Origin of the sequence: Alteribacter aurantiacus DSM 18675 (assembly GCF_000429705.1) — a bacterium.
Taxonomy (GTDB): Bacteria; Bacillota; Bacilli; order Bacillales; family Salisediminibacteriaceae; genus Alteribacter; species Alteribacter aurantiacus.
Window position 1 is genome coordinate 24,690 of the sequence record NZ_KE386942.1, and the last position, 19,551, is coordinate 44,240.

At 44.5% G+C, this 19,551-nt stretch carries 23 protein-coding genes; 10 read left to right on the plus strand and 13 right to left on the minus strand.

Annotation, left to right across the window (positions count from 1 at the left end):
• Positions 1-3 precede the first annotated feature (3 nt).
• On the minus strand, positions 4-1,617 hold the full coding sequence (locus tag G476_RS0115270) for a gamma-glutamyltransferase family protein (RefSeq protein ID WP_026690862.1): 1,614 nt from the start codon (positions 1,615-1,617) through the stop codon (positions 4-6).
• A gap of 141 nt (positions 1,618-1,758) precedes the next feature.
• On the opposite strand from G476_RS0115270, the gene G476_RS23320 reads away from it, so the two are divergent.
• Positions 1,759-1,920 carry a DUF1540 domain-containing protein gene (locus G476_RS23320; protein ID WP_084405790.1) on the plus strand — a complete coding sequence of 54 codons (162 nt, stop codon included), beginning with the start codon at positions 1,759-1,761 and terminating at the stop codon, positions 1,918-1,920.
• Positions 1,921-1,961: 41 nt separating this feature from the next.
• Here G476_RS23320 and G476_RS0115280 read toward each other — a convergent pair whose 3' ends face one another.
• The 3 genes from G476_RS0115280 to G476_RS0115290 are packed head-to-tail and all read right to left on the minus strand — an operon-like array spanning position 1,962 to position 4,144.
• The gene (locus G476_RS0115280; RefSeq protein ID WP_026690863.1) at positions 1,962-2,723 is read right to left on the minus strand and encodes an SDR family NAD(P)-dependent oxidoreductase; all 762 of its coding nucleotides are present in this window, start codon (positions 2,721-2,723) and stop codon (positions 1,962-1,964) included.
• A complete protein-coding gene (mutY, locus tag G476_RS0115285; RefSeq protein ID WP_026690864.1) occupies positions 2,724-3,803 on the minus strand; it encodes an A/G-specific adenine glycosylase in 1,080 nt (359 codons plus the stop codon).
• Positions 3,804-3,829: 26 nt separating this feature from the next.
• Positions 3,830-4,144 carry an MFS transporter gene (locus G476_RS0115290; RefSeq protein WP_026690865.1) on the minus strand — a complete coding sequence of 105 codons (315 nt, stop codon included), beginning with the start codon at positions 4,142-4,144 and terminating at the stop codon, positions 3,830-3,832.
• Between the two features lie 159 nt (positions 4,145-4,303).
• On the opposite strand from G476_RS0115290, the gene G476_RS0115295 reads away from it, so the two are divergent.
• Complete coding sequence (locus G476_RS0115295) at positions 4,304-5,287, plus strand: metal-dependent hydrolase (protein ID WP_026690866.1); 984 nt, start codon at positions 4,304-4,306, stop codon at positions 5,285-5,287.
• Positions 5,288-5,508: 221 nt separating this feature from the next.
• Here G476_RS0115295 and G476_RS0115300 read toward each other — a convergent pair whose 3' ends face one another.
• The gene (locus G476_RS0115300) at positions 5,509-5,793 is read right to left on the minus strand and encodes a YfhJ family protein (RefSeq protein WP_026690867.1); all 285 of its coding nucleotides are present in this window, start codon (positions 5,791-5,793) and stop codon (positions 5,509-5,511) included.
• A gap of 97 nt (positions 5,794-5,890) precedes the next feature.
• On the opposite strand from G476_RS0115300, the gene sspK reads away from it, so the two are divergent.
• Both sspK and G476_RS23330 read left to right on the plus strand, forming a co-directional pair.
• Complete coding sequence (sspK, locus tag G476_RS23950) at positions 5,891-6,037, plus strand: small acid-soluble spore protein K (RefSeq protein ID WP_156906603.1); 147 nt, start codon at positions 5,891-5,893, stop codon at positions 6,035-6,037.
• Between the two features lie 27 nt (positions 6,038-6,064).
• Positions 6,065-6,226 (plus strand): YpzG family protein, encoded by a 162-nt coding sequence (locus G476_RS23330; RefSeq protein ID WP_084405792.1) that lies wholly within the window; start codon positions 6,065-6,067, stop codon positions 6,224-6,226.
• Between the two features lie 98 nt (positions 6,227-6,324).
• Here the strand turns inward: G476_RS23330 and G476_RS0115315 are convergent, their stop codons facing one another.
• From G476_RS0115315 to recX, 3 genes are all read right to left on the minus strand, one after another.
• The gene (locus G476_RS0115315) at positions 6,325-6,639 is read right to left on the minus strand and encodes a YfhH family protein (protein ID WP_026690868.1); all 315 of its coding nucleotides are present in this window, start codon (positions 6,637-6,639) and stop codon (positions 6,325-6,327) included.
• A gap of 108 nt (positions 6,640-6,747) precedes the next feature.
• On the minus strand, positions 6,748-8,415 hold the full coding sequence (locus G476_RS22180) for an L-lactate permease (protein ID WP_084405793.1): 1,668 nt from the start codon (positions 8,413-8,415) through the stop codon (positions 6,748-6,750).
• A 547-nt stretch (positions 8,416-8,962) separates the two neighbouring features.
• Positions 8,963-9,784 (minus strand): recombination regulator RecX, encoded by an 822-nt coding sequence (recX, locus tag G476_RS0115325; RefSeq protein ID WP_026690869.1) that lies wholly within the window; start codon positions 9,782-9,784, stop codon positions 8,963-8,965.
• A 147-nt stretch (positions 9,785-9,931) separates the two neighbouring features.
• Here recX and G476_RS0115330 point away from each other — a divergent pair, with 147 nt between their 5' ends.
• From G476_RS0115330 to G476_RS0115350, 5 genes are all read left to right on the plus strand, one after another.
• Positions 9,932-10,837, plus strand: coding sequence for a TIGR01777 family oxidoreductase (locus G476_RS0115330; RefSeq protein ID WP_026690870.1), 906 nt, complete (start codon positions 9,932-9,934; stop codon positions 10,835-10,837).
• An 85-nt stretch (positions 10,838-10,922) separates the two neighbouring features.
• On the plus strand, positions 10,923-11,048 hold the full coding sequence (locus G476_RS23640) for a YfhE family protein (protein WP_156906604.1): 126 nt from the start codon (positions 10,923-10,925) through the stop codon (positions 11,046-11,048).
• A gap of 28 nt (positions 11,049-11,076) precedes the next feature.
• A complete protein-coding gene (locus G476_RS23335; RefSeq protein ID WP_084405795.1) occupies positions 11,077-11,253 on the plus strand; it encodes a YfhD family protein in 177 nt (58 codons plus the stop codon).
• Positions 11,254-11,496: 243 nt separating this feature from the next.
• Complete coding sequence (locus G476_RS0115345; protein WP_026690871.1) at positions 11,497-11,706, plus strand: PLD nuclease N-terminal domain-containing protein; 210 nt, start codon at positions 11,497-11,499, stop codon at positions 11,704-11,706.
• 84 nt (positions 11,707-11,790) lie between these two features.
• Positions 11,791-12,666: a hypothetical protein gene (locus G476_RS0115350; protein ID WP_026690872.1), complete on the plus strand. Its 876-nt coding sequence runs from the start codon at positions 11,791-11,793 to the stop codon at positions 12,664-12,666.
• A gap of 346 nt (positions 12,667-13,012) precedes the next feature.
• Here the strand turns inward: G476_RS0115350 and treR are convergent, their stop codons facing one another.
• From treR to G476_RS0115375, 5 genes are all read right to left on the minus strand, one after another.
• Positions 13,013-13,729 carry a trehalose operon repressor gene (treR, locus tag G476_RS0115355; protein ID WP_026690873.1) on the minus strand — a complete coding sequence of 239 codons (717 nt, stop codon included), beginning with the start codon at positions 13,727-13,729 and terminating at the stop codon, positions 13,013-13,015.
• A gap of 84 nt (positions 13,730-13,813) precedes the next feature.
• A complete protein-coding gene (gene treC / locus G476_RS0115360; protein ID WP_026690874.1) occupies positions 13,814-15,496 on the minus strand; it encodes an alpha,alpha-phosphotrehalase in 1,683 nt (560 codons plus the stop codon).
• Positions 15,497-15,744: 248 nt separating this feature from the next.
• Positions 15,745-16,515 (minus strand): FixH family protein, encoded by a 771-nt coding sequence (locus G476_RS0115365; protein WP_026690875.1) that lies wholly within the window; start codon positions 16,513-16,515, stop codon positions 15,745-15,747.
• A gap of 179 nt (positions 16,516-16,694) precedes the next feature.
• On the minus strand, positions 16,695-18,092 hold the full coding sequence (gene rlmD / locus G476_RS0115370; RefSeq protein WP_026690876.1) for a 23S rRNA (uracil(1939)-C(5))-methyltransferase RlmD: 1,398 nt from the start codon (positions 18,090-18,092) through the stop codon (positions 16,695-16,697).
• A gap of 16 nt (positions 18,093-18,108) precedes the next feature.
• On the minus strand, positions 18,109-19,020 hold the full coding sequence (locus G476_RS0115375) for a DNA-3-methyladenine glycosylase family protein (protein WP_245579683.1): 912 nt from the start codon (positions 19,018-19,020) through the stop codon (positions 18,109-18,111).
• Between the two features lie 95 nt (positions 19,021-19,115).
• On the opposite strand from G476_RS0115375, the gene G476_RS0115380 reads away from it, so the two are divergent.
• Positions 19,116-19,481, plus strand: coding sequence for a hypothetical protein (locus tag G476_RS0115380; protein WP_026690878.1), 366 nt, complete (start codon positions 19,116-19,118; stop codon positions 19,479-19,481).
• Positions 19,482-19,551 lie beyond the last annotated feature (70 nt).

A 19,551-nucleotide genomic window follows, 5' to 3' on the forward strand; every position in this document is an offset into this window, starting at 1 on the left:
ACTTTAGTAGGCGCTAATCGCACCGTCTGTTCTCGATTCCGTTCCACCTGCGAGGACGCCTGTTTTCGGATCGCGCCAAATAATTTGTCCACGTCCAAAGCCGCCACTCATATGGGCCACTTGAATGTCATGTCCTCGTTTTGTCAATTCCCGAGCAACTGGTGCTCCGAAACTTTGTTCAAACATGACCGTTTTGTCTTTCATCCACTGCCACCTCGGCGCGTCGAGTGCCGCTTGAGGATTGAGACAGAAGTCGACCGTGTTCATAATGACTTGCATGTGACCTTGTGGCTGCATAAAACCGCCCATCACTCCAAACGGACCAACCGCTTCATTTCCTTTCGTTAAAAAGCCAGGAATGATCGTATGGAAGGTTCGTTTGTTAGGCTTCAAGGCGTTCTCATGTTCAGGATCGAGGCTGAAGTTATGCCCGCGATTTTGCAAGGCGATTCCTGTTTCAGGGACCACAACGCCTGATCCAAAGCCCATGTAGTTACTTTGGATAAAGGAAACCATGTTCCCTTCCCCATCCGCTGTAGCCAAATAGACTGTCCCTCCTTTTGGAGGTTCACCTGCTGAAGGATACATGGCATGCTCACCAATCACTTCACGACGGGCACGTCCATACTCCTCACTAAGCAAGGTACTCGTATCCACACTCATGTGACTCTCTTCCGTCACATATTTGTTTCCATCCATAAACGCCAGTTTCATCGCTTCGATTTGGCGATGAAGGGTGTGTTCGTCGTCTCTTCCTGAGAACTCGTCATCTTTTAGCATATTTAATGCCATCAATGCGATAATGCCTTGCCCATTCGGTGGAATTTCCCACACGTCATACCCTTTGTAATGAACGGAGATTGGTTTGACCCATTCAGGCTGATAAGACGCTAAATCTTCTTTTCGTAAATAGCCTCCATGAGCTTTTGAGAATTGATCCATTTTATCAGCCAATTCACCTTTATAAAAAGCTTCAGCGTTCGTTTCACCGATCAATTCCAACGTTCGGGCGTGTTCTTCCGATTTCCAGACCTCCCCAGCCCTAGGCGCACGTCCATCTGGGGCAAATGTGGTAAACCAATGAGCGTACTCATCACCGTCAAGCTTTTCTCTGAACGCTTGCTCTGCTTTTTCCCAGTAAAAAGCAAGGGTTGGGCTTAATGGGAATCCTTCACGTGCATATTTTACTGCCGGGGCGAGGACGTCCATGAGAGGTAATTTGCCGAACTTTTCCGATAATTCAGCCCAGGATGCTGGTGCCCCAGGAACAGTAACCGGTGTTAAGCCGAAAGCGGGCATTTCTTTGTGACCTTTTTTCGTTACTTCGTCAATGGAGATCGAAGCGGGTGCGGGACCACTTGCATTCAACCCGTGAAGTTCCCCTTTTGTCCAAACAAGGGCAAATGCATCTCCGCCAATTCCGTTAGAGGTCGGTTCCACAACCGTAAGGCAAGCTGCTGTTGCAATGGCGGCATCAATGGCATTACCTCCTTTTTTCATAATATCAAGACCTGCTTGAGCTGCCAGGGGCTGTGACGTTGCCACCATTCCATTTTGTGCGTATGTAACCATTCGTTGCGAGGGATAAGGATAATGCTGACTATCAAATTCAATCATCATAATGACTCCTCTCAAACTCTTTTTGTCCATCGTATCATATTTCGTGTATCGAATAAATTTAAACCTCTTCGATTCCAAAGATGCACCAGTATTGCTTTTTCTTTTTTAGCCACCCTATACAATGAGGGGGTGACAGAGATGGCACAAAATATCTTATGTGAAGTGAACAACTGCGTACACAATATGGAAGGGCAACGTTGCGGTGCTTCTGAAATCTTTGTGGTTAGCCACAGAGGTAAAAATGCTTCCAAACAAGAAGAAACAGACTGTAAAACGTTCGAACCCACTGACTTAGGATAGTTAAGACGCCACAGAAGTCCATCACTTCTGTGGCGTTTTTGTTAAAAGTTCGAGCGGCTTTGGCCTCCGTCTACATTGAGTGTCGCCCCGACAACCCAGCTTGCACGTTCTGAAGCTAGAAAGATAGCCACATCCGCCACTTCCTCCACCCGGCCAAAACGTCCAGCAGGGATTTCTTGTTCAACGAATTGATTGATTTTTTCAGGATCTGCTTCAAGTCGTTTTTGCCAGTTGCCTGTTGGATGCAAAATGGACCCTGGAGCCACACCGTTCACGCGAATGCCATCTTTAATCACTTCGTCAGCTAACGATTTTGTAAAGCTGATCATCGCTGATTTGGCACTGTTGTAGGTAGGCTTTCCTCCTGATTCACGTCCGAAAATTGAAGAAATATTCACGATCGCGCCTGCTTTATTTTCACGCATGTTCGTTACTGCCAGTTGGCTGAAGTGAACCGCTGACATGTAGTTCAATTCAAATGCTTCGCGGAACTGATCGAGAGATGTTTCCATCGTTTTACCACCGCTACTTCCACCAACATTGTTCACAAGTACATCCACACTCCCGAAATCTTCAACAAATTGGTGGAAAACACGGCCACGGGCATCTTGATCAGTTAAATCGGCAGAGTACGTTCTTACCCCTTCACCGAGCCCCTCTTTGGTATTAGCCAAATCCTCTTTAGAGCGGGCAACAATCCCTACCTTTGCCCCTTCGTTTACAAATGCCTCTGCAATCCCTTTCCCGATTCCTTTTGAACCGCCTGTTACAAGTACGTTTTTACCGTTTAAACCTAAGTCCATTTATACTTCCCCCTTGATCACATAGTCGATGATTTTTTGATGGGACACTGGGAACGGATACTTGTCCACTTCTTCTTTGTTTACCCACTTTAGCGTTTCTGGAAGCTTCCCTTCTTCAGGTACCACTCCTGTAAACACATCAATTTCCCATACGATATGGGAGAAGACGTGCCTTACGTGTTGCACATTCTCAAGTGCTTTAGGAGCGCTTACTTCTCGTTCGGCTAAATAACGTTGAAGCTCTTCCCCCTTTGGTGAATCGTCTTCGCAGTTTGGAAACTGCCACAGCTTGGCAAGTAACCCGGTATCAGGACGACGCTCAATTAATACCTGGCCTGAGCTGTTTTGTAAAACAACAGCTTTCATCGCTTTTGTTTTAGGAGGCTTCTTTTTTGCTTTTACCGGTAGAAGATCTTGAACGCCCTCTTCCCGTGCACTGCAGTGTTGCTGAACGGGACAAATCAAGCACGAGGGAGATTTCGGCGTACAAATTAACGCTCCTAGCTCCATCAACCCTTGATTAAAATCAGATGGCTCTGTATGTATGACCATGTCTTCAATGATGTTTTCAAACCGTTTACGGGTTGTCACTTTACTAATGTCATCGTAAATCGTCATGAGCCTCGACACGACCCTCATGACGTTTCCATCCACGGCCGCTTCCGGGCGATTGTAGGCGATACTTGTAATCGCTCCAGCTGTGTATGGACCAACACCTTTAAGCTTCAATACTTCTTGTTTCGTATTTGGAACAATCCCGCCATAAGATTCGGACACTTCTTTTACCGCAGCTTGCAGGTTCCTCGCCCTCGAATAATAGCCGAGACCTTCCCACGCTTTCAGCACCGTTTCTTCTTTTGCATCCGCTAGGGCTTTAGGGGTTGGAAAAAGAGAAATGAATCGGTTAAAATACGGAATAACCGTATCAACCCGGGTTTGTTGAAGCATAATCTCACTGACCCAAATTTTATAAGGATCTTGGTCTTCTCGCCAAGGAAGGTCCCTTTTATTTTCTTGGTACCATTGTGTCAGGTCATTACAAAACCCTTGTATATCAAATGTTTCTAATTGGTTGTCCATCTAAGATGACTCCTTTATCCTTGTATCTAATCTTGTTTCTTTTGCACAAAAGCCCAGCAATGGACTTTCTTAACTCCGCCTTCAACGAGGGAATCTAGCTTTGAAAAAAGAGGATGTTCATTTGTACAGCGGCGTTTTTTCATTGCATGATAGTGGCTCATCGTAGGTAACGTGAACATTTCTACGTAAAGGTGTTTTTGGTCAGCTGCCTCGTACCAGTCAACCTCCTCTGCTCCATATTCGGACAGAGCAGGCAAGATGTCTTTCATGACTTGTTCGTACTCAGTAACCATGTCTTCTTTCACTTTATATTCCATAAAAATCTGTAACTTTTCACTCATTACCCATTCTCCTTTTTAAATGCTTCATTTTCGGGTATGACTATTAAAAGTGTGTGTTCATTTTATTAAAAATGCGTAAAATACCGTTACCCATACGGTCTTTTCTATATAGTTTAGTGTAACAGCAAAATGTAAATGATTCATCAAGGAGGTGCACGAATGGATACGGGAACTCACGTCGTTATGGGAATTGCATTAGGAGGGCTCGCTACGTTAGACCCTGTCGTTTCACAAAATCCCGCTATGATGCAGGCGGTAATGGTCGGGGCCATCGTTGGCTCACAAGCTCCCGATTTTGATACCGTGCTCAAATTCAAAAACAATGCTTCCTATATCCGGCACCACCGGGGCGTCACCCATTCCGTGCCTTTTTGGTTCATCTGGCCAACGCTCATTACCTTTGCCCTTGCTCTAATGATCCCCGGTGTGTCTCTTGTCAACCTTTGGCTGTGGACGTTTCTAGCCGTGTTTTTACACGTGTTTGTGGACATATTTAATGCCTACGGAACAAAAGCACTATCGCCATTCAAGCCGAAATGGCTAGCCCTTGGCATTATTAATATTTTCGATCCATTTATCTTTTCTGCTCACATCGTCGCCTTTTTGTTTTGGCGTTACGGGTTTGATCCTGGTTTCACCTTTTTAACGATGTTTGCCGTCATTGCCCTTTATTATGTATGGAGAGTAAGGGAACAGCAAAAAGTACGACAACAATTGAAGTCTCTTCACCCTGATGCGACGCACATCTTCACATCTCCTACCTTTCGATGGAGTCAGTGGCACATCGTTGTTCGGACAGCCAAAAAGCTGTATGTGGCCCAAATGAAAAATGGGACCGTTAATTATTTTGAGACGTATCCATTTGAGCCAATCCCAGATCATCCGATAATTAATGCGGCCAGGGAAGATAAAAACCTCGCTGCTTTTCTCTCCTTCTCTCCCACATATCGTTGGGAAATCCACCGGGAGAAGCGGGGCTATACGGTTAAATTTATCGATCTTCGCTACCGTTCAAAAGGCTACTATCCTTTTATCGCCATTGTAAAGATGGACGAAGATCACACGATCCTCTCAAGCTATACAGGTTGGATTTATAACACCAATACACTGCAACGAAAGCTTGAAGTTGCAGCCCAAACGTAGGACGAAGCCGGCTCAGGGGATGAGCCGGTTTTTTTGGTTGGTGGAGTGGCGCGGGGTAGCGGGCAATCTGGGAATGAGGCTAACCTGTTTAAATCGCAGCGTAACCTGTTTAAAAGGCGGGCTAACCTGTTTAAAGTCGACACGAACCTGTTTAAACCGCCCCCTCTCTCCTACACGCACCCATCCAACCAAAAAAAGATGACCTGTTAAAGGCCATCTTCTTAGTGAAAGATTTGATAATCAGTGCTATTCCCATGATCTTCAAAGTGCTGCTTGAATTTAGGGTTTTGAAGCATCACTTCATGCAGGCGGCTACCGTATTGATTGATCCATTGAAGAAGGATCATTTCGGTCATTTCTTTTCCTCTGTATTTTCTACCTGCTTTAGCGTACGTCGATTCGAAGTCTTCCCACAAAAGTTCAACCCATCTGCGTGCTTCAACAGATGTCATTTGATCATTTTTTTCCAATAATCGGTTTGTTAAACGGTCAAAATAATCGTTCATAATATCCGATTCCTCCTTTTACATTTTTTCCAAAGGATGAATGATAATGCTGCTCCATAAACTAACCTTGCCCCGTCAAAAAAAGGAGGTTCATTCCTTGAGAAATAAAGCAAAAGGTTTCCCAAACCGCATGCGGTTTTCCAAAGAACGCCGAACTGACGATGAACACCAATCAAAGCGAGCCAACGGTGAGATCAATGATCATCCTAACGCTCGTATGAATTCATCAAACAACCAACAGTAATTAAGCATTCATTGGGAGGTGCCCGTAGTGGCCAAAGGAACAACGAGACCATTGTTTGGATTAAAGTACAGCGATCCGTTTCAATCTCCTCGTGCAAATCCTAAACACGCTTTTCATCAAGTAAATGGTGAGTCACAGCAAAGCCAACACAACCAAATTCTCGAAGTACAAACGAGAAAACGGAGCTAGGCTCATTCATGAATGGACCAGAAAGAGAGAGGCTTTTCGCCTTTCTCTTCTTTTTTTCCAGATCATGAGTCGACAATACAACAGGTAACGTTACACGCTTACTTGTTCTTTTGCTCTAATAACGAAATGGGTACGGCTTCTTCTTCTTTGCCACCGTCTCGGTGACCCCAAGCAAACACACCGTTCATATACGTGATCTTGAACGTGCTCGCTTCGTTAACAAACGCATAGGTTTCGCCAGGCTTGAAATCGTCGGGGTTCATGAGGTAGGCTTTCGCCATTGCCATCTTTCTTTCATGAACAGCGTATTCATTCACCATCCCCATTTGCTCCGCCTTTTGTGCTTTTTCTTTCAACATTGCAATTTCGTTACGCAATTCTACTTCAGTCATTTGACTATATCTTCGTTCCAATGTTTACAACGTCCTTTACTAGCGGTTTACGTATCATTATATGGGATTAACGTATAAAAGAAAAGACTTGTGCACCTCTTATACAAATAGATACAAAAGTAGAACAAATCAGACGATCAGTAAAATGATATACCCTATAATACCCGCAAACCCTGCATAATAAAGCATCGGTAGTAGTGTCATGCGAATAATGGTCCCTTCTTTTCCAACCAAACCGGCTACGGATGCAGCTGCTACAACATTTAATACGCAAATCATATTTCCTGCGTTTGAGCCTAAAATTTGCAGGGCAACAATACGGGCTGGGTCCAATTGAATTTGATCAGCCACACTAAATTGAAAAAGGGAAAACATCATATTACTAAACGTGGCGCTGCCTGAAATAAACGACCCGAGTGCTCCTATAAACGGTGCCACCAATGGCCATTCTCCACCGATCGCACTCGATGCGGTGGCCGCTAACTCCATCGGCATACTATCAAGCCCCGCACCATTTGTCCCCGAATTGATAAAAATCCGAACCATCGGCACAGCTGTAAACAGGGTGATCGCTGTTCCAATGAGGGCTCTGCCCGACTGAGATGCTGCTGATTGAAGCTCGCTTATTTTCATGTTGTACAAAAAGTACGTAGCCAGAACCACTACGATAAACACAAACCCCGGTAAATAAAAAGGCTGTAAACTCTCAGAAATCCCGGTTCCTAATATATCTGAATACGTAATCGTCACGTCTTGAAGCCATGCTTTAAACGGCAGGGCATCCAGGCGAGTAAGAACGAGAAGGCCCCCAACCAGAAGATAAGGAATCCAGGCTTTGATTAAGCTTGGGCGCTTTCTACGAGTCTCGCCTTCTGCAAGAAGTGTGCCCACCCAGTGTGGAAGCCACGCTTTACGATCCGGAAAATCCCATGTCTCTTTTGGCACAAGAAACCCTTTCTTCGCTGCCGGCACAACAATCGCAAGGCCGATAAGTCCACCGAAAATCGACGGAAACTCCGGTCCCAGAAAGGTTGCCACGATAAGAGCGGGAACGGTAAAGCTAAGCCCTGCAAAGAGAGCGAACTTCCAGGCTTTTAGCCCTTCTTTCCACGAACGATTTTCACCAAAAAAGCGCGTCATAAGCATAACTAAAATAAGTGGCATCAAGGTCCCTGTAAAAATATCCACTTGCATCACGTAGGAGGACACTTGCTGAATAAACGCATCCATTCCCCCCGCTTGTTCAACGTAAGGGGCCACTACTGGAGCAAGTTGGCCTCCTTCATATAGACCTTGTTCCACTCCGACTACCACTGGTGTCCCCACAGCTCCAAAGGAAACAGGACTACTGTCCGCAATGAGGGCCAATGCTACAGCTGCTAGTGGTGGGAACCCAAGGACGACTAGGAGTGGCGCTCCGATGGCAGCCGGTGTACCGAATCCAGCCGCCCCTTCAATGAAGGCGCCGAACAACCACGCAATAATGATCAATTGAACACGTCTGTCTTTACTGATTTTCATAAAGCTTCTACGAATCGTATCAATGGCCCCGGTCATTTTTAACGTATTCAAAAGAAGGATCGCACCAAACACAATATACAGGATGGATAATCCAATCATTAGTCCTTCAAGAGTTGAAGCAGCGATGACTCTGATCGGGACTTGCCAATAAAAAAATGCAAGAAAGGCCGTAGCCAAAAGGCTGATCGTCATCGCTTTTACAGCTGAAACTTTCAAAACAACCAAAAGAATCATAACGCTTAAAACAGGTGTTAACGCAACAATTGTTTGCAACATGTGTAACCCTCTCCCTCAAGGGATATGACGTAGTATAGATTCATTATACCATTTGCTTGCTCAGTATTTCACAATATATTTTGTCGAAAGTTGGAAAGTTTTGTGAAGGTTTATGTAATGGTGTTTTGTTAAATATCTACTCTGTAGATTGGATTGGTTAATGGCTCACGTTTGCTTCACGGTGAAACCCGGTTTGAGGGGCTAACCCGTTAATTACGTTCGGTCACCCGTTAATGGAATGAGCAAAGCCGTTAATGCACCTCTCCTACCGTTGAATCTTAAAGATCAAGCCGCGAATTCGCTCCACTAACCCGGTAAACTACTCGCAAAACACCATTTTCAACAGCCTATGAGCTGTATTAATTAGAAGATTCGCTATTTTAAGAAGGAGATCCTTCACCATGCATAAACTTATAATAAATTTTTTGTACTTCTAATGGATCCTCTTCCTTTTGTAATGAATTTTCCCCTCTTATAATAAATCCTTATTTTTTAACGAATCTCTCTCCTGTCTCCCCTTTCCCTCCAAGCAAAAAAAAAGCGAGGGTTAGTCTTCCTCCCTCGCCTTCCATTCTTCTAGCCATAGACCGATTTTTTCAAATGGGAACCCTTTACCATAAAGGTATTGTTTAATGCGCCGTTCTTGTTCCCAGCCATCGTATTTGGCGTATTTTCGTGCCGCTTTTTCAGCGTGCTTTTGAAGCGCTTCCCGCTCGACCTCTTCGTGTTCGTCTGTGAAGGTTATTTCTTTTAATACTTCGGAGGCAAGACTTGCTGAGAAGCCTTTTTGAATCAAAAATTGAGTGAGTTTTTGTTTGATCTTTTGGATCGAATCAGATTTGTACGTTCGCTGCTTTTTTTCCGCCAGCTCGTAAGCTTGGTCGTATTGCTCAGCATAGGTGTATTGGGTTAGCGCTTTGTCGATGTGCGTGTCGGCGACGCCCTTTTCTTTTAGCTCCATTTTAATTTTCATCGGCCCCTTTTTCTGTGTGTTTTTTTTCGTCCGTACGTAAGCTTCGGCAAAGCTTTGGTCGTCTAGAAGGTTCATGCCGATCAGTTTGACTAGTATCTCGTCTTTTTCTTCGTCGGTGATTTCTTGTTCAGCCAAGTAATCGTTCATTTCTTTGACCGTACGCATGCGAAAAGACAAGTAATAGAGTGCGCGGTTGTATGCTTTACTCTTTTCTTCGTCTTTTTTAACAGCGGCAATTTGCTCGTCGGTTAGTTCGAGTCCCTTTTGAATCCCGTGCTTAACGAGGACGTCTTCGTTTACGGTGAAGGCGTATTGTTCTTTGCCATCTTGCTGAAGATAAATATGGTAGCGGTCTTTCCGTTTTTTATGTAATGTGATTTTCGATACAACTGCCAACGATCTCACCTCTTTAGTAGAGGCCACTGAATAAGGATATACGTTCTAATCAGTGCCTTCTCTTAATCGTACCACACAAATGTTTAGACACCTATCAATGAAGGAATTATGATAACACTATACATGTTACAGAGAGGATGCGTAGCCATGAAAATAGCGATTGCAGGTGGGTCAGGGTTTATCGGAACAGCACTTACGGACAGGCTTGTGAGTGAGGGCCATTCCGTGTTTATTTTGACTAGAGATAAAAGCAACAAGCCTGAAAAGAACGGTGTGACGTTTGTAGAATGGTTAAAGGACGGCACTCATCCTGAACAAGAGCTCGATGGCACCGATGCGTTTGTCAATCTTGCTGGTGAGAATTTGAACAGCGGTCGTTGGACCGATGAAAAAAAGAAGCAAATCATGGACAGCCGAATCGAAGCGACACGTTCCGTTATGGATGTGATTAAAAAAGTTGACCAAAAGCCTGAGGTTCTTGTTAATGCGTCGGCAGTCGGGTACTACGGGACGTCATTTACAGAAACCTTTACAGAAAAACATATTGAAAGCGGCGATGACTTTTTAGCCGAAGTCGTTAAGCGCTGGGAAGAAGAAGCAAGCCATGCCCAAAAGGAAAGCGTCCGCGTCGCTTACATGCGTTTTGGTGTTGTACTCGATGAGGAAGAAGGGGCATTGCAAAAGATGCTCACGCCTTTCAAACTGTTTGCAGGAGGCCCACTTGGAACCGGAAAACAGTGGATGAGCTGGGTACACATTGATGATGTTGTTGGCTCGATTGTGTTCGCCATTGAGAATAGAGAAGTGTCTGGTCCTGTTAATGTGACAGCCCCTACTCCAGTTCAAATGAAAGATTTCGGTAAGACCCTCGCTGACGTATTGAACCGGCCGTATTGGCTTCCTGCACCGAGTATCGCTTTAAAAACGTTACTTGGGGATATGAGTGTGTTGGTTCTTGAAGGACAAAAAGTACTTCCTGAAAAACTCGAACGCCATGAGTATTCGTTTGAATATAAAGAGCTAAAGCCTGCACTGGAAGACCTCCTCAAATAGAGCTGGAAAATTAATCTTAAACGTGTATATTTTGGGTTTCCCTCGTTCACACTAGGAACGAAAAGTGAACGTGAGGTGATTGCATATGGATAGTAAAAAGCGCCAGGCAAAAGAAGAGCGCAGTACGATGAGCAAAGCACAGCGAATGTCTTTTACAAGTGAATTTAAAGCAGCTGATCGCGCAGCGCTCCGTGACCGTAACGCAAAATAACCCAAAATATTCAGGAGGCCTACACAACATGGAACAAGATCAACGTAAAAACAAGCAACAACAAGCAGAAATGGAAGAAATGGCAAGGCAATCCCAAGACAATGAAATCGTGGAGTATTCTGAAGAGCTTGCTGATGCTGAGGATAAAGAAGCCATGGAACGAGCAGCTCAAGCGGATCAAAGAAACGAATCCAAGAATAAATAGTGAACAAAGGCCTTGAGCGAAATGCTTGCCATTATATGGGAGTAACAGGCTCTAAATTGAGCGAAGTGGAGCCATGTCACCAATGAAAAGGCAAAGTGAAAAGTGTTTTGTACTATATAACTGGTCTTAATAAACAAGGAGATGATTCATCACGAGTCATCTTCTTTTTTATGCCTCCCTATCCTTTAAGTCAAATTAGATGTACAATAGAGGTAGACGCCGTTTATAGGAGGCTGTTTTATCATGTCTCAAACAGGAGATTTCTCTTTTTTATTACTTCCCATCCTCGGATTGCTCATCCTCTTCATTTTAAACATCATGACGAGTATTTGGGCATACCGTGACGCTATAAGGAACGGAAAAAGCAAAGAATACAGCTTGCTCGTATTACTTGCTACACTCTTCTTTCCGATTGCAGGATTGATTGTATACTTGATTATACGTAGAGATTAATTGAAAACGCAGCGTTCAGGAACACCTTTACACCGCTACTCCCCGGCATCTGTCCGGATAAAAAGAAAGGGAAGGTGAGCCTTTATGAAAAACCTGCCACCGAGTTATTTAGGAAAGAAAGTATTTATGGACGGTCCAGACGGAAAGTATTACGTCGTCCGTTACGAAGAGCATGTTGGCAAGAAAAAAACCAGCGTACTCCTCTTCGATCAAGACACTCCAGTAATTTTCGCTGTTTTATCTGATGATGGCGCGTTTCTCGACTCCTTTTACCTCTCTAAAAAGTCCAACGAGGCATCCACAACCGCCGTTGAAACCTACCAAGAGATTGTACAGCGTAAAAAACAACACCGTGTTACCCAAGACGACCTTCGTGACGCCCTAAAACCGAAGTCCGAAGCGAAGATGAAAAACGAAAACATTATGAAATACCTCGTTGATGAGCATTTGGAAGACATCAAACACCAATGGCCTTCAAGGTTACTCACCTTACAGAAGACCGATGGAAAGTCCGAAAACTCACTTATTAACGAAGCACTGGTAGAGGCGCTTAACCAAGCAAACGCAAACAAGTCGTTTCCGTTTCTTGTTTCCCACCGCTACGATCAGTATGTACCTCAACTAGGGTTCATTATGGAAAAATACCCTAACCTTCTCGCTCAGATTGCTGATTACTATCTCGAATACAATGAAACCAAAATCGTCAGGCAACTCCTCGTAAACACATGTGAGCGTGTGCCTCTTGACGACTCGGCTTTAATCGAAGATATCTTGCACTTGGCACAAAAGATTGATCATATTCACTACTCCAATGTGCTTAAAATGGTCCTGAGCATCTTATTCAAGCGAGTAAAACAAGATTCTTCAGCCACTCCGAAAGCTTGGCTGAACAAAACAGTACACGACAAAGACATCCGCCACTCGATTGTTGCAGCGTTGAAAAGTAAGAAAATAGGATAATGGTTTAGGATTCAAGCAGCCGAGTAGTCGGCTGTTTTTTTGTTTTATGGGAAGGGAGGTCGTTGGTTGCGAGCGGAGGATGGGTGGTAGTGGGCGTGGTGGGCGGATGTTTCGGTTTTCGGAAGAAGCTCTTATTTCGGATTTAGCGGAGTTAATTGTGGGATTGGCTGACTTATTTTCGAATTGGCGGAGTTATTTATGAATTGGCGGAGTTATTTATGAATTGGCGGAGTTATTTATGAATTGGCTGACTTATTTTCAAATTGGCGGAGTTAGCCCTCCCATGACTACTTCACCCACTATGCAAAGTGAAAAACGCTCCCCACGAAAAGGAAGCGTTCCCCTGTTACCCGTGTGTTCGTCTTGCGAAGTCCACGAACCGAAACTTGTCCGGTCGGTGACGGGATTCGGTGTATTGAAACAGGCTAGCGTCGTCGAAGTAGACGTAGTTTTTTACAACTACGATGTTGGAGAAGCCGTCAAGATCGAGGAGCTTTCGGTCTTCTTCGGTTGGTTCTACGACAGTGATCTCTTTTTTGGCAAAGCTAATCGTCATTTTGAGATCGCTTTCAATATATTCGTAAATAGAATTTTGGCATATCTCTTCAGTGAGAAAATCCACGTAGGTTCTATTGAAGAAGTCCTTGTCGAGTATGACGCACTCGCCGTCAATTTCACGAACGCGATGCACTTCCCAAACCTTCGCATCCTCTCTTACTTTAAGTTGCTCTTGAATAAATGAGCCCGGCTTGATCAAGTCTATTTTTTTTACATACGTATGATGGTTGTCGCCCATTTTTTTTGCCAACTCTTTGAAACTCACAAGACCACTGATCGGAAAGTCAAACTTGCGAGCATCAAGGACGATAGAGCCTTTTCCTTGAACCTTTTGAATGAAGCCGTTTTGAGCAAGCATGTTCAAGGCTTTACGGATCGTTTCTCGTGAAGTATCAAACTGACTCATCAGATCATGTTCAGAAGGAAGTTTGTCTTGAGGGGCGTAGTGTCCGTCTCGGATTTTATCCGCAATATCATGATAGATTTTAATGAATTTGTTTTGCATCGTTATCACCGCTTTAACAAGTTAGCAAAAAGTCCGGTGAAGACGCTGCTGCACCGGAACTTTTTGGGAGTTACCTTAAGTGTATCATGCTTTTTTCAAATGATAAACGACAGACTCGTATGGTCTGAGTGTGACAGAGGCAGGATTTCTTTCTGCATCGTCGTAGTTGGAAATAAGCACGTTGGATGTGTATCCTTCCGTATCAACCGGAGAGTTAAACGTCGCTTCTTTTTCATAAAAGTTGTTCACCACAAGTAGAAGCTCATCTTCGTATTCACGAACATATGCAAAGATTTGCTCATCATTTTCAAGAAGGAGCTTGTAGCTTCCGTGAGTGATAATGTCATGTGTTTTGCGAAGTTCGATCAGCTTGCGGTAGTGATGGTAAACGCTATTTGGATTAGCAACCGCGACTTCTGCGTTGATTTGCTTGTAGTTTTCAGGGACAGCGATCCATGGTGTACCTGTTGTAAAGCCTGCGTTTTCAGAGTCGTTCCACTGTACCGGTGTACGGGAATTGTCACGGGATTTTTGCTTGATTGCTGCCATGAGCTCATCCTCACTCATTCCTTCTTGACGCTTGATATCATAGATGTTCAAGGTCTCAACATCACGGTACTCGTTGATGTCGTCAAACTTCGGATTGGTCATACCAAACTCCTCGCCTTGATAAATATAAGGCGTTCCTTGCATCATGTGAACGGTCGTCGCAAGCATTTTCGCTGATTCATTGTGGTATTCCCCGTCGTCACCGAATCGACTGACCACACGCGGCTGGTCGTGGTTGCACCAGAACAAGGCGTTCCATCCTCCACCTTCGTGCATAGCTTCTTGCCACTCGCTAAGAATCTCCTTTAGCTGGATAAAATCGAAGTCAGCCGCCGTCCACTTCTCTCCGTTTGGATAATCCACTTTCAAGTGGTGAAAGTTGAATGTCATGGATAGCTCGTTGCGATCGGGACGAGTGTATTTAATACAGTTGTCGATCGTTGTGGAGCTCATCTCCCCTACTGTGAGAACATCGTACTTAGAAAATACTTCTTTGTTCATTTCCTGCATGTATTCATGTACGCGAGGGCCATCTGTGTAAAATTTGCGGCCGTCTCCTGGTGCTACTGAGCCATCGTCGTTCGGAAACGACTGGTCTTTTGAGATGAGATTAATAACGTCAAGACGGAACCCATCAACGCCTTTGTCAAACCAATAACACATCATGTCGTACACTTTTTTACGAACTTCTTCGTTCTCCCAATTCAAGTCAGCTTGGGTTACGTCAAATAAGTGCAAGTAGTATTGCCCTGTTTTTTCGTCGTATTTCCAAGCGTTTCCTCCAAACTTGGATTGCCAGTTCGTTGGCTCCCCGCCGTCAACTGGATCTTTCCAGATGTAGAAGTCGCGGTACTGGTTGTCCTTTGATTCTGCGGACTCTTTGAACCACTCATGCTCTGTAGACGTGTGATTCACCACGATGTCCATAATGATTTTCAGGTCTCGTTTATGTGCTTCAGCTAAGAGGCGGTCAAAGTCTTCCATTGTGCCGTACTCTTCGTGGATGCTGAAATAATCGGCAATGTCATAACCGTTATCTTTTTGAGGTGACTTGTAGATCGGCGTGAGCCAAATCACGTCTACCCCAAGGTCTTTTAAGTAATCGAGTTTTTCAATGATTCCTTCCAAGTCGCCAACACCGTTACCCATTGTATCGTTGAAGCTCTTCGGATAAATCTGATAAACGACGGACTTTCTCCACCATTCATTTTTAGGCATAATCAATGCACTCCTCCATCAAGTCGGTCTCTTACATGTTCCCCAAATCACGCTCATTTGAAACCGCATTCAAACGCCGCTTTTTATGAGGATTCTCCGTAAAAGTATAACTTGTATATACAAGAAGATCAACCCTACCAACACCCCTTTTTTGTGAAGCACTAAACGTGGGGTCTGACCCTTTGCTCAGTTGTGAGCTCAATAGCTGACATGTAAAAAGAAGGCACCTCCGCTTTTGGAGGTGCCTTTTAGTCGTCTTCGTCTTCATAGACCTCGAGCTTGTCTTTTATTTGCGCATCTAGCTCTTGGTCATCGTCGTGAAAGTGGATCACAATGTCGTAAGCTCCACCATCGTTAAAGATATGTTCCAATTGGTAGACCCCTGGCTCACTTTCGACGGTTTCAAACGTTTCCGGTGATCCATCATCTTTTTTGATATCAATAAGGACTTCCCCGTCTGTCCACGGTTCTTTTTCATAGTTGGCTTGAACGGTTAATATGGACGGCTCTCCTGCTACGAGGTCCCTATCTACACCGAAAAAGGCTATAAAATCTTCAGGCAGTTCACCTTCGCCTTCGCCTTCCTCTAATTCCATGTTTTCTGACCGAATCAAGAAGTCTCCAACGATGAGCTCGCTTAAGGTCATGGATTGACGGTTTCTAGCCGATACTCGTGGTTGGACGTAGAATAAGTTTTCTTCATCAAACGTGTGTTCACTCTCATAGATGCCTTCTCCCGCATGCTCGGCTTCTAGCTCAACACTCTCATAGCTCCTACCGTGAGGCCAGATTTCAAAAATGACTTCTTCTGCATCATCTACTTGTTCGCCCGCTTGCTGCACTTGCACACGAAGAGTGGTTTCTTCATTTGGTCGAACCTCATCGTCATAAAGCATTCGTACGTTGATTCGCTCACCTGACTGTGCTTCTGTTTCTTCCGTTACAGGATCGTCACTGCATCCAATAATAAGTAAGACGACAGCAGTAAAGATGATCATTCGTTTTTTAAAATCAAACATTCGATCTTCCTCCGTACAAAACAAGCTTCTTCTTCCATTTTACCCTAGTTGGTCTTTTAAGACACGTGGAACTTAAGTAAAAATAACCTGACCCAAAAGGAAGTTGGAAGTCACGGAAAAAGTTACAATCAAAACTTCTTTCAGTGCCTTTCATGTGCCTTTTGGGTCACTAGTGCCGTTTATTTTAAAGTAAACCTCGCTACACATTCCACTTGTGCGGTTTGAGGGAACATATCAACGGGTTGAAGGGATTCTAATTTGTAACCGGAATTAACAAGTTCGTTCGTATTTTTAGCTAATGTCGATGGGTTACAAGAGACGTAAACGAGACGCTTCGGTTTCACGCGACCGATCGTGTTTAAAAGGCTCTCATCTAGACCGCTTCTTGGTGGGTCTACAAGGAGGACATCTGGTTTCCAGCCTTCTTTCGCCCAGCGAGGCAAGACGTCTTCTGCTTTACCTGTTTCAAATTCGGCATTGTCGTATCCGAGTTGTTCAGCATTTATCCTTGCATCATCGATGGACGCTTGGGTAATGTCCATGCCTCGAAGTTCTTTGGCTTTGTCGGCCATCCATAGACCGATCGTACCTACTCCGCAATAAGCATCGACGACGCGCTCAGTTCCAGTAAGCTCTGCTGCTGCTTTTGCTAAATCGTACAGCTTTCGTGTTTGAACGGGATTGAGTTGGAAGAACGCTTGTGCAGACAGGTTAAAGTTCAGTTCACCTAACGTTTCGCGGATCTTCTCTTTGCCGTCAAGAACGCGCGTTTCATCTCCAAAGATGACGGACGTTTTACGGGAGTTGACGTTTTGGACGATCGACTTGATAAACGGTAACCTCTGATTTACTCGCTCGACTATTAAATCCGCTTTTGGTAAGTCTCTTGTTGCTGTAACGAGCACCAACTGGACTTCTCCTGTTTCAAAGCCGACACGAGTGACGATGGTACGTACAACGCCCTTTCGTTTTCGCTCGTTGTAAGCAGGAATGTTCAGTTCTTCTAAAATCGTCTTCACTGTACGAGTCACTTCATCGGTTTTGGGATGTTGAACGATACATTTTTCGATATCGATTAAGTGATGACTGTCTGTTTGGAAAAGGCCGGTGATGAGACTGGCATCGGCATTTCCCACTTGCATTTGGCTTTTGTTTCGGTAACGCCAAGGGTCTTCCATGCCGACCGTGTCACCGAATGAAAGCTTGTCGAGATTCAGTTTTGTATATCGTTCAAACGCTTGACGAACGATGTCTTTCTTTTCTTTTAGCTGTCCTTCGTACGTAAGGTGCTGAAGCTGACAGCCACCGCAGCGGTCGTAGTAGACACATGGTGCTTTCGTTCGATCCTCGGATGGTTTTCGGATTTTGCGAATTTGTCCTTCCGCGAATTTACGGTGCACTTTTGTGACTTCGCACACAATTTCTTCCCCGGGCAATGCGCCGCGAACAAAGACGACTTGGCGCTTAAAATAGCCAACACCCTCGCCGTCAATACCGAGCCTTTTTATTGTGAGTGGAAAACGCTGTCCCACTTTCATGTTTAATTCTGTTTGTTTTTTGTTGTATTGCTTTTGCATCTACAAAGTCCTCCGTTTAGACGATGATCCCGTTCTCAAGGCTATTCCACAAGTAAAGGGTGGCGTAGCTTCGGTATGGAGACCAGTCTGATGATTTTTTTCCCATCCATTCAAGGGAAGGTTTTTGGTCTAGATTATAAAACTGCTTCAGGGCGTTTTGAACGCCAATATCTTGTGCCGGGAACAAATCCATTCTTCCGAGCCCGAACATCATGAAGTTTTCTGCTGTCCAGCGGCCTATGCCACGAAGGGTGATCAGCTCTTCGACGATTTGGTCTTCCCTTTTGAGGCGAATTTGCTCTAGGTCGAGGTTGCCCGCTGCGATTTTCTCTGATGTCTGAATCACATACTCCGCTTTTCTTAGGCTAAATTGAAGTTGCCTTAGCTCGTCCACGTGGAGTTTGCTCACGGTTTGGGGACTTGGATAGAACCAAGCTCCTTCTTTTTCATAGCCGAACGTTTTGACGAAGCGTTCGGTTAGTGTGGTGGCAAACTTCATGTTCAGTTGCTGGTGGATGATCGTTTTCATGAGGCAGCCGTATGGTTGGAAGTCTGTGATGAAGGGGGTGCCTTCGTGCTCTTTCATGAGTGGGTAAAGATCGGTGTCCTGGTAGTGATCTGTGACTTGCTTTAAGGGCACGTGAAAGTGCATAATTTCATAAACCTTCGTTAGTATAGCATCTTTGTCTTCGTTTTGGTGGGTTGTAAGGTGAAAACTTGGGTTTTCTGTTGACCCTGTGGCTTGTAGCGTGACAACAACAGGTTGGTCGTTAACTAGTATAGGCAATTTTAACGTTCTTTTTTCACGATCCGTTTGAATGAGCGGGTCGAATGCCAATCGTTTCAATGCTTGGTCGAAATTGTAAGGGCCTTCAATCTGAACGGTTGTATCCATTGATCCACCGCCTTTCATCGTTCTCTTCATCATATCATAACCCGTTCTCTTCCTTAACTTCCCACCCCGAAAAGCCGAGATAATTTGATACACTCGGGAGGTAGATAAAAAAGAGGGAGAGATTACAAGTGTCTATTGCAACAGATGTAGCTTCATTAGAAATTATGGCTGATATTTACAAAAAGAAAAGCCTGGATGCGATCCTGAAAAAAACAGTGGATACGCTAGTAGAAAACGTGTCGTACATTGACTGGGCCGGCGTTTATTGCGTAGAAGGCGAAGAAGATGCCCGTTTGATGGCGGCGTCGGAAGAAGGTCGCGATTTGAGTTGGGAGTCCAATGCGGAATTGAAGTTCCCTATAAAAGATGCGAACGAAAACATTCTTGGGGTCTTGATTGTGCGAAGCAAAGAGGCGATTTGCTTTGATGTAACGGACGTCTCCACTCTTGAAGAGATCGCTACCGGCTTAGCGGAGGTCGGATTTTCAAACTAAACAGAATATGAAAAACCTGTTGTGGAGGGACCACAGCAGGTTTTTTTCGTGTTGTCTTCATTTGTCCTTG

Coding starts and splice junctions, on each gene's coding strand:
- G476_RS0115270 (WP_026690862.1), bottom strand. CDS start 1,617: ATGATTGAATTTGATAGTCAGCATTATCCTTATCCCTCGCAACGAATG.
- G476_RS23320 (WP_084405790.1), top strand. CDS start 1,759: ATGGCACAAAATATCTTATGTGAAGTGAACAACTGCGTACACAATATG.
- G476_RS0115280 (WP_026690863.1), bottom strand. CDS start 2,723: ATGGACTTAGGTTTAAACGGTAAAAACGTACTTGTAACAGGCGGTTCA.
- mutY (WP_026690864.1), bottom strand. CDS start 3,803: ATGGACAACCAATTAGAAACATTTGATATACAAGGGTTTTGTAATGAC.
- G476_RS0115290 (WP_026690865.1), bottom strand. CDS start 4,144: ATGAGTGAAAAGTTACAGATTTTTATGGAATATAAAGTGAAAGAAGAC.
- G476_RS0115295 (WP_026690866.1), top strand. CDS start 4,304: ATGGATACGGGAACTCACGTCGTTATGGGAATTGCATTAGGAGGGCTC.
- G476_RS0115300 (WP_026690867.1), bottom strand. CDS start 5,793: ATGAACGATTATTTTGACCGTTTAACAAACCGATTATTGGAAAAAAAT.
- G476_RS22180 (WP_084405793.1), bottom strand. CDS start 8,415: ATGTTGCAAACAATTGTTGCGTTAACACCTGTTTTAAGCGTTATGATT.
- G476_RS0115330 (WP_026690870.1), top strand. CDS start 9,932: ATGAAAATAGCGATTGCAGGTGGGTCAGGGTTTATCGGAACAGCACTT.
- G476_RS23640 (WP_156906604.1), top strand. CDS start 10,923: ATGGATAGTAAAAAGCGCCAGGCAAAAGAAGAGCGCAGTACGATGAGC.
- G476_RS23335 (WP_084405795.1), top strand. CDS start 11,077: ATGGAACAAGATCAACGTAAAAACAAGCAACAACAAGCAGAAATGGAA.
- G476_RS0115345 (WP_026690871.1), top strand. CDS start 11,497: ATGTCTCAAACAGGAGATTTCTCTTTTTTATTACTTCCCATCCTCGGA.
- G476_RS0115350 (WP_026690872.1), top strand. CDS start 11,791: ATGAAAAACCTGCCACCGAGTTATTTAGGAAAGAAAGTATTTATGGAC.
- treR (WP_026690873.1), bottom strand. CDS start 13,729: ATGCAAAACAAATTCATTAAAATCTATCATGATATTGCGGATAAAATC.
- treC (WP_026690874.1), bottom strand. CDS start 15,496: ATGCCTAAAAATGAATGGTGGAGAAAGTCCGTCGTTTATCAGATTTAT.
- G476_RS0115365 (WP_026690875.1), bottom strand. CDS start 16,515: ATGTTTGATTTTAAAAAACGAATGATCATCTTTACTGCTGTCGTCTTA.
- rlmD (WP_026690876.1), bottom strand. CDS start 18,092: ATGCAAAAGCAATACAACAAAAAACAAACAGAATTAAACATGAAAGTG.
- G476_RS0115375 (WP_245579683.1), bottom strand. CDS start 19,020: ATGATGAAGAGAACGATGAAAGGCGGTGGATCAATGGATACAACCGTT.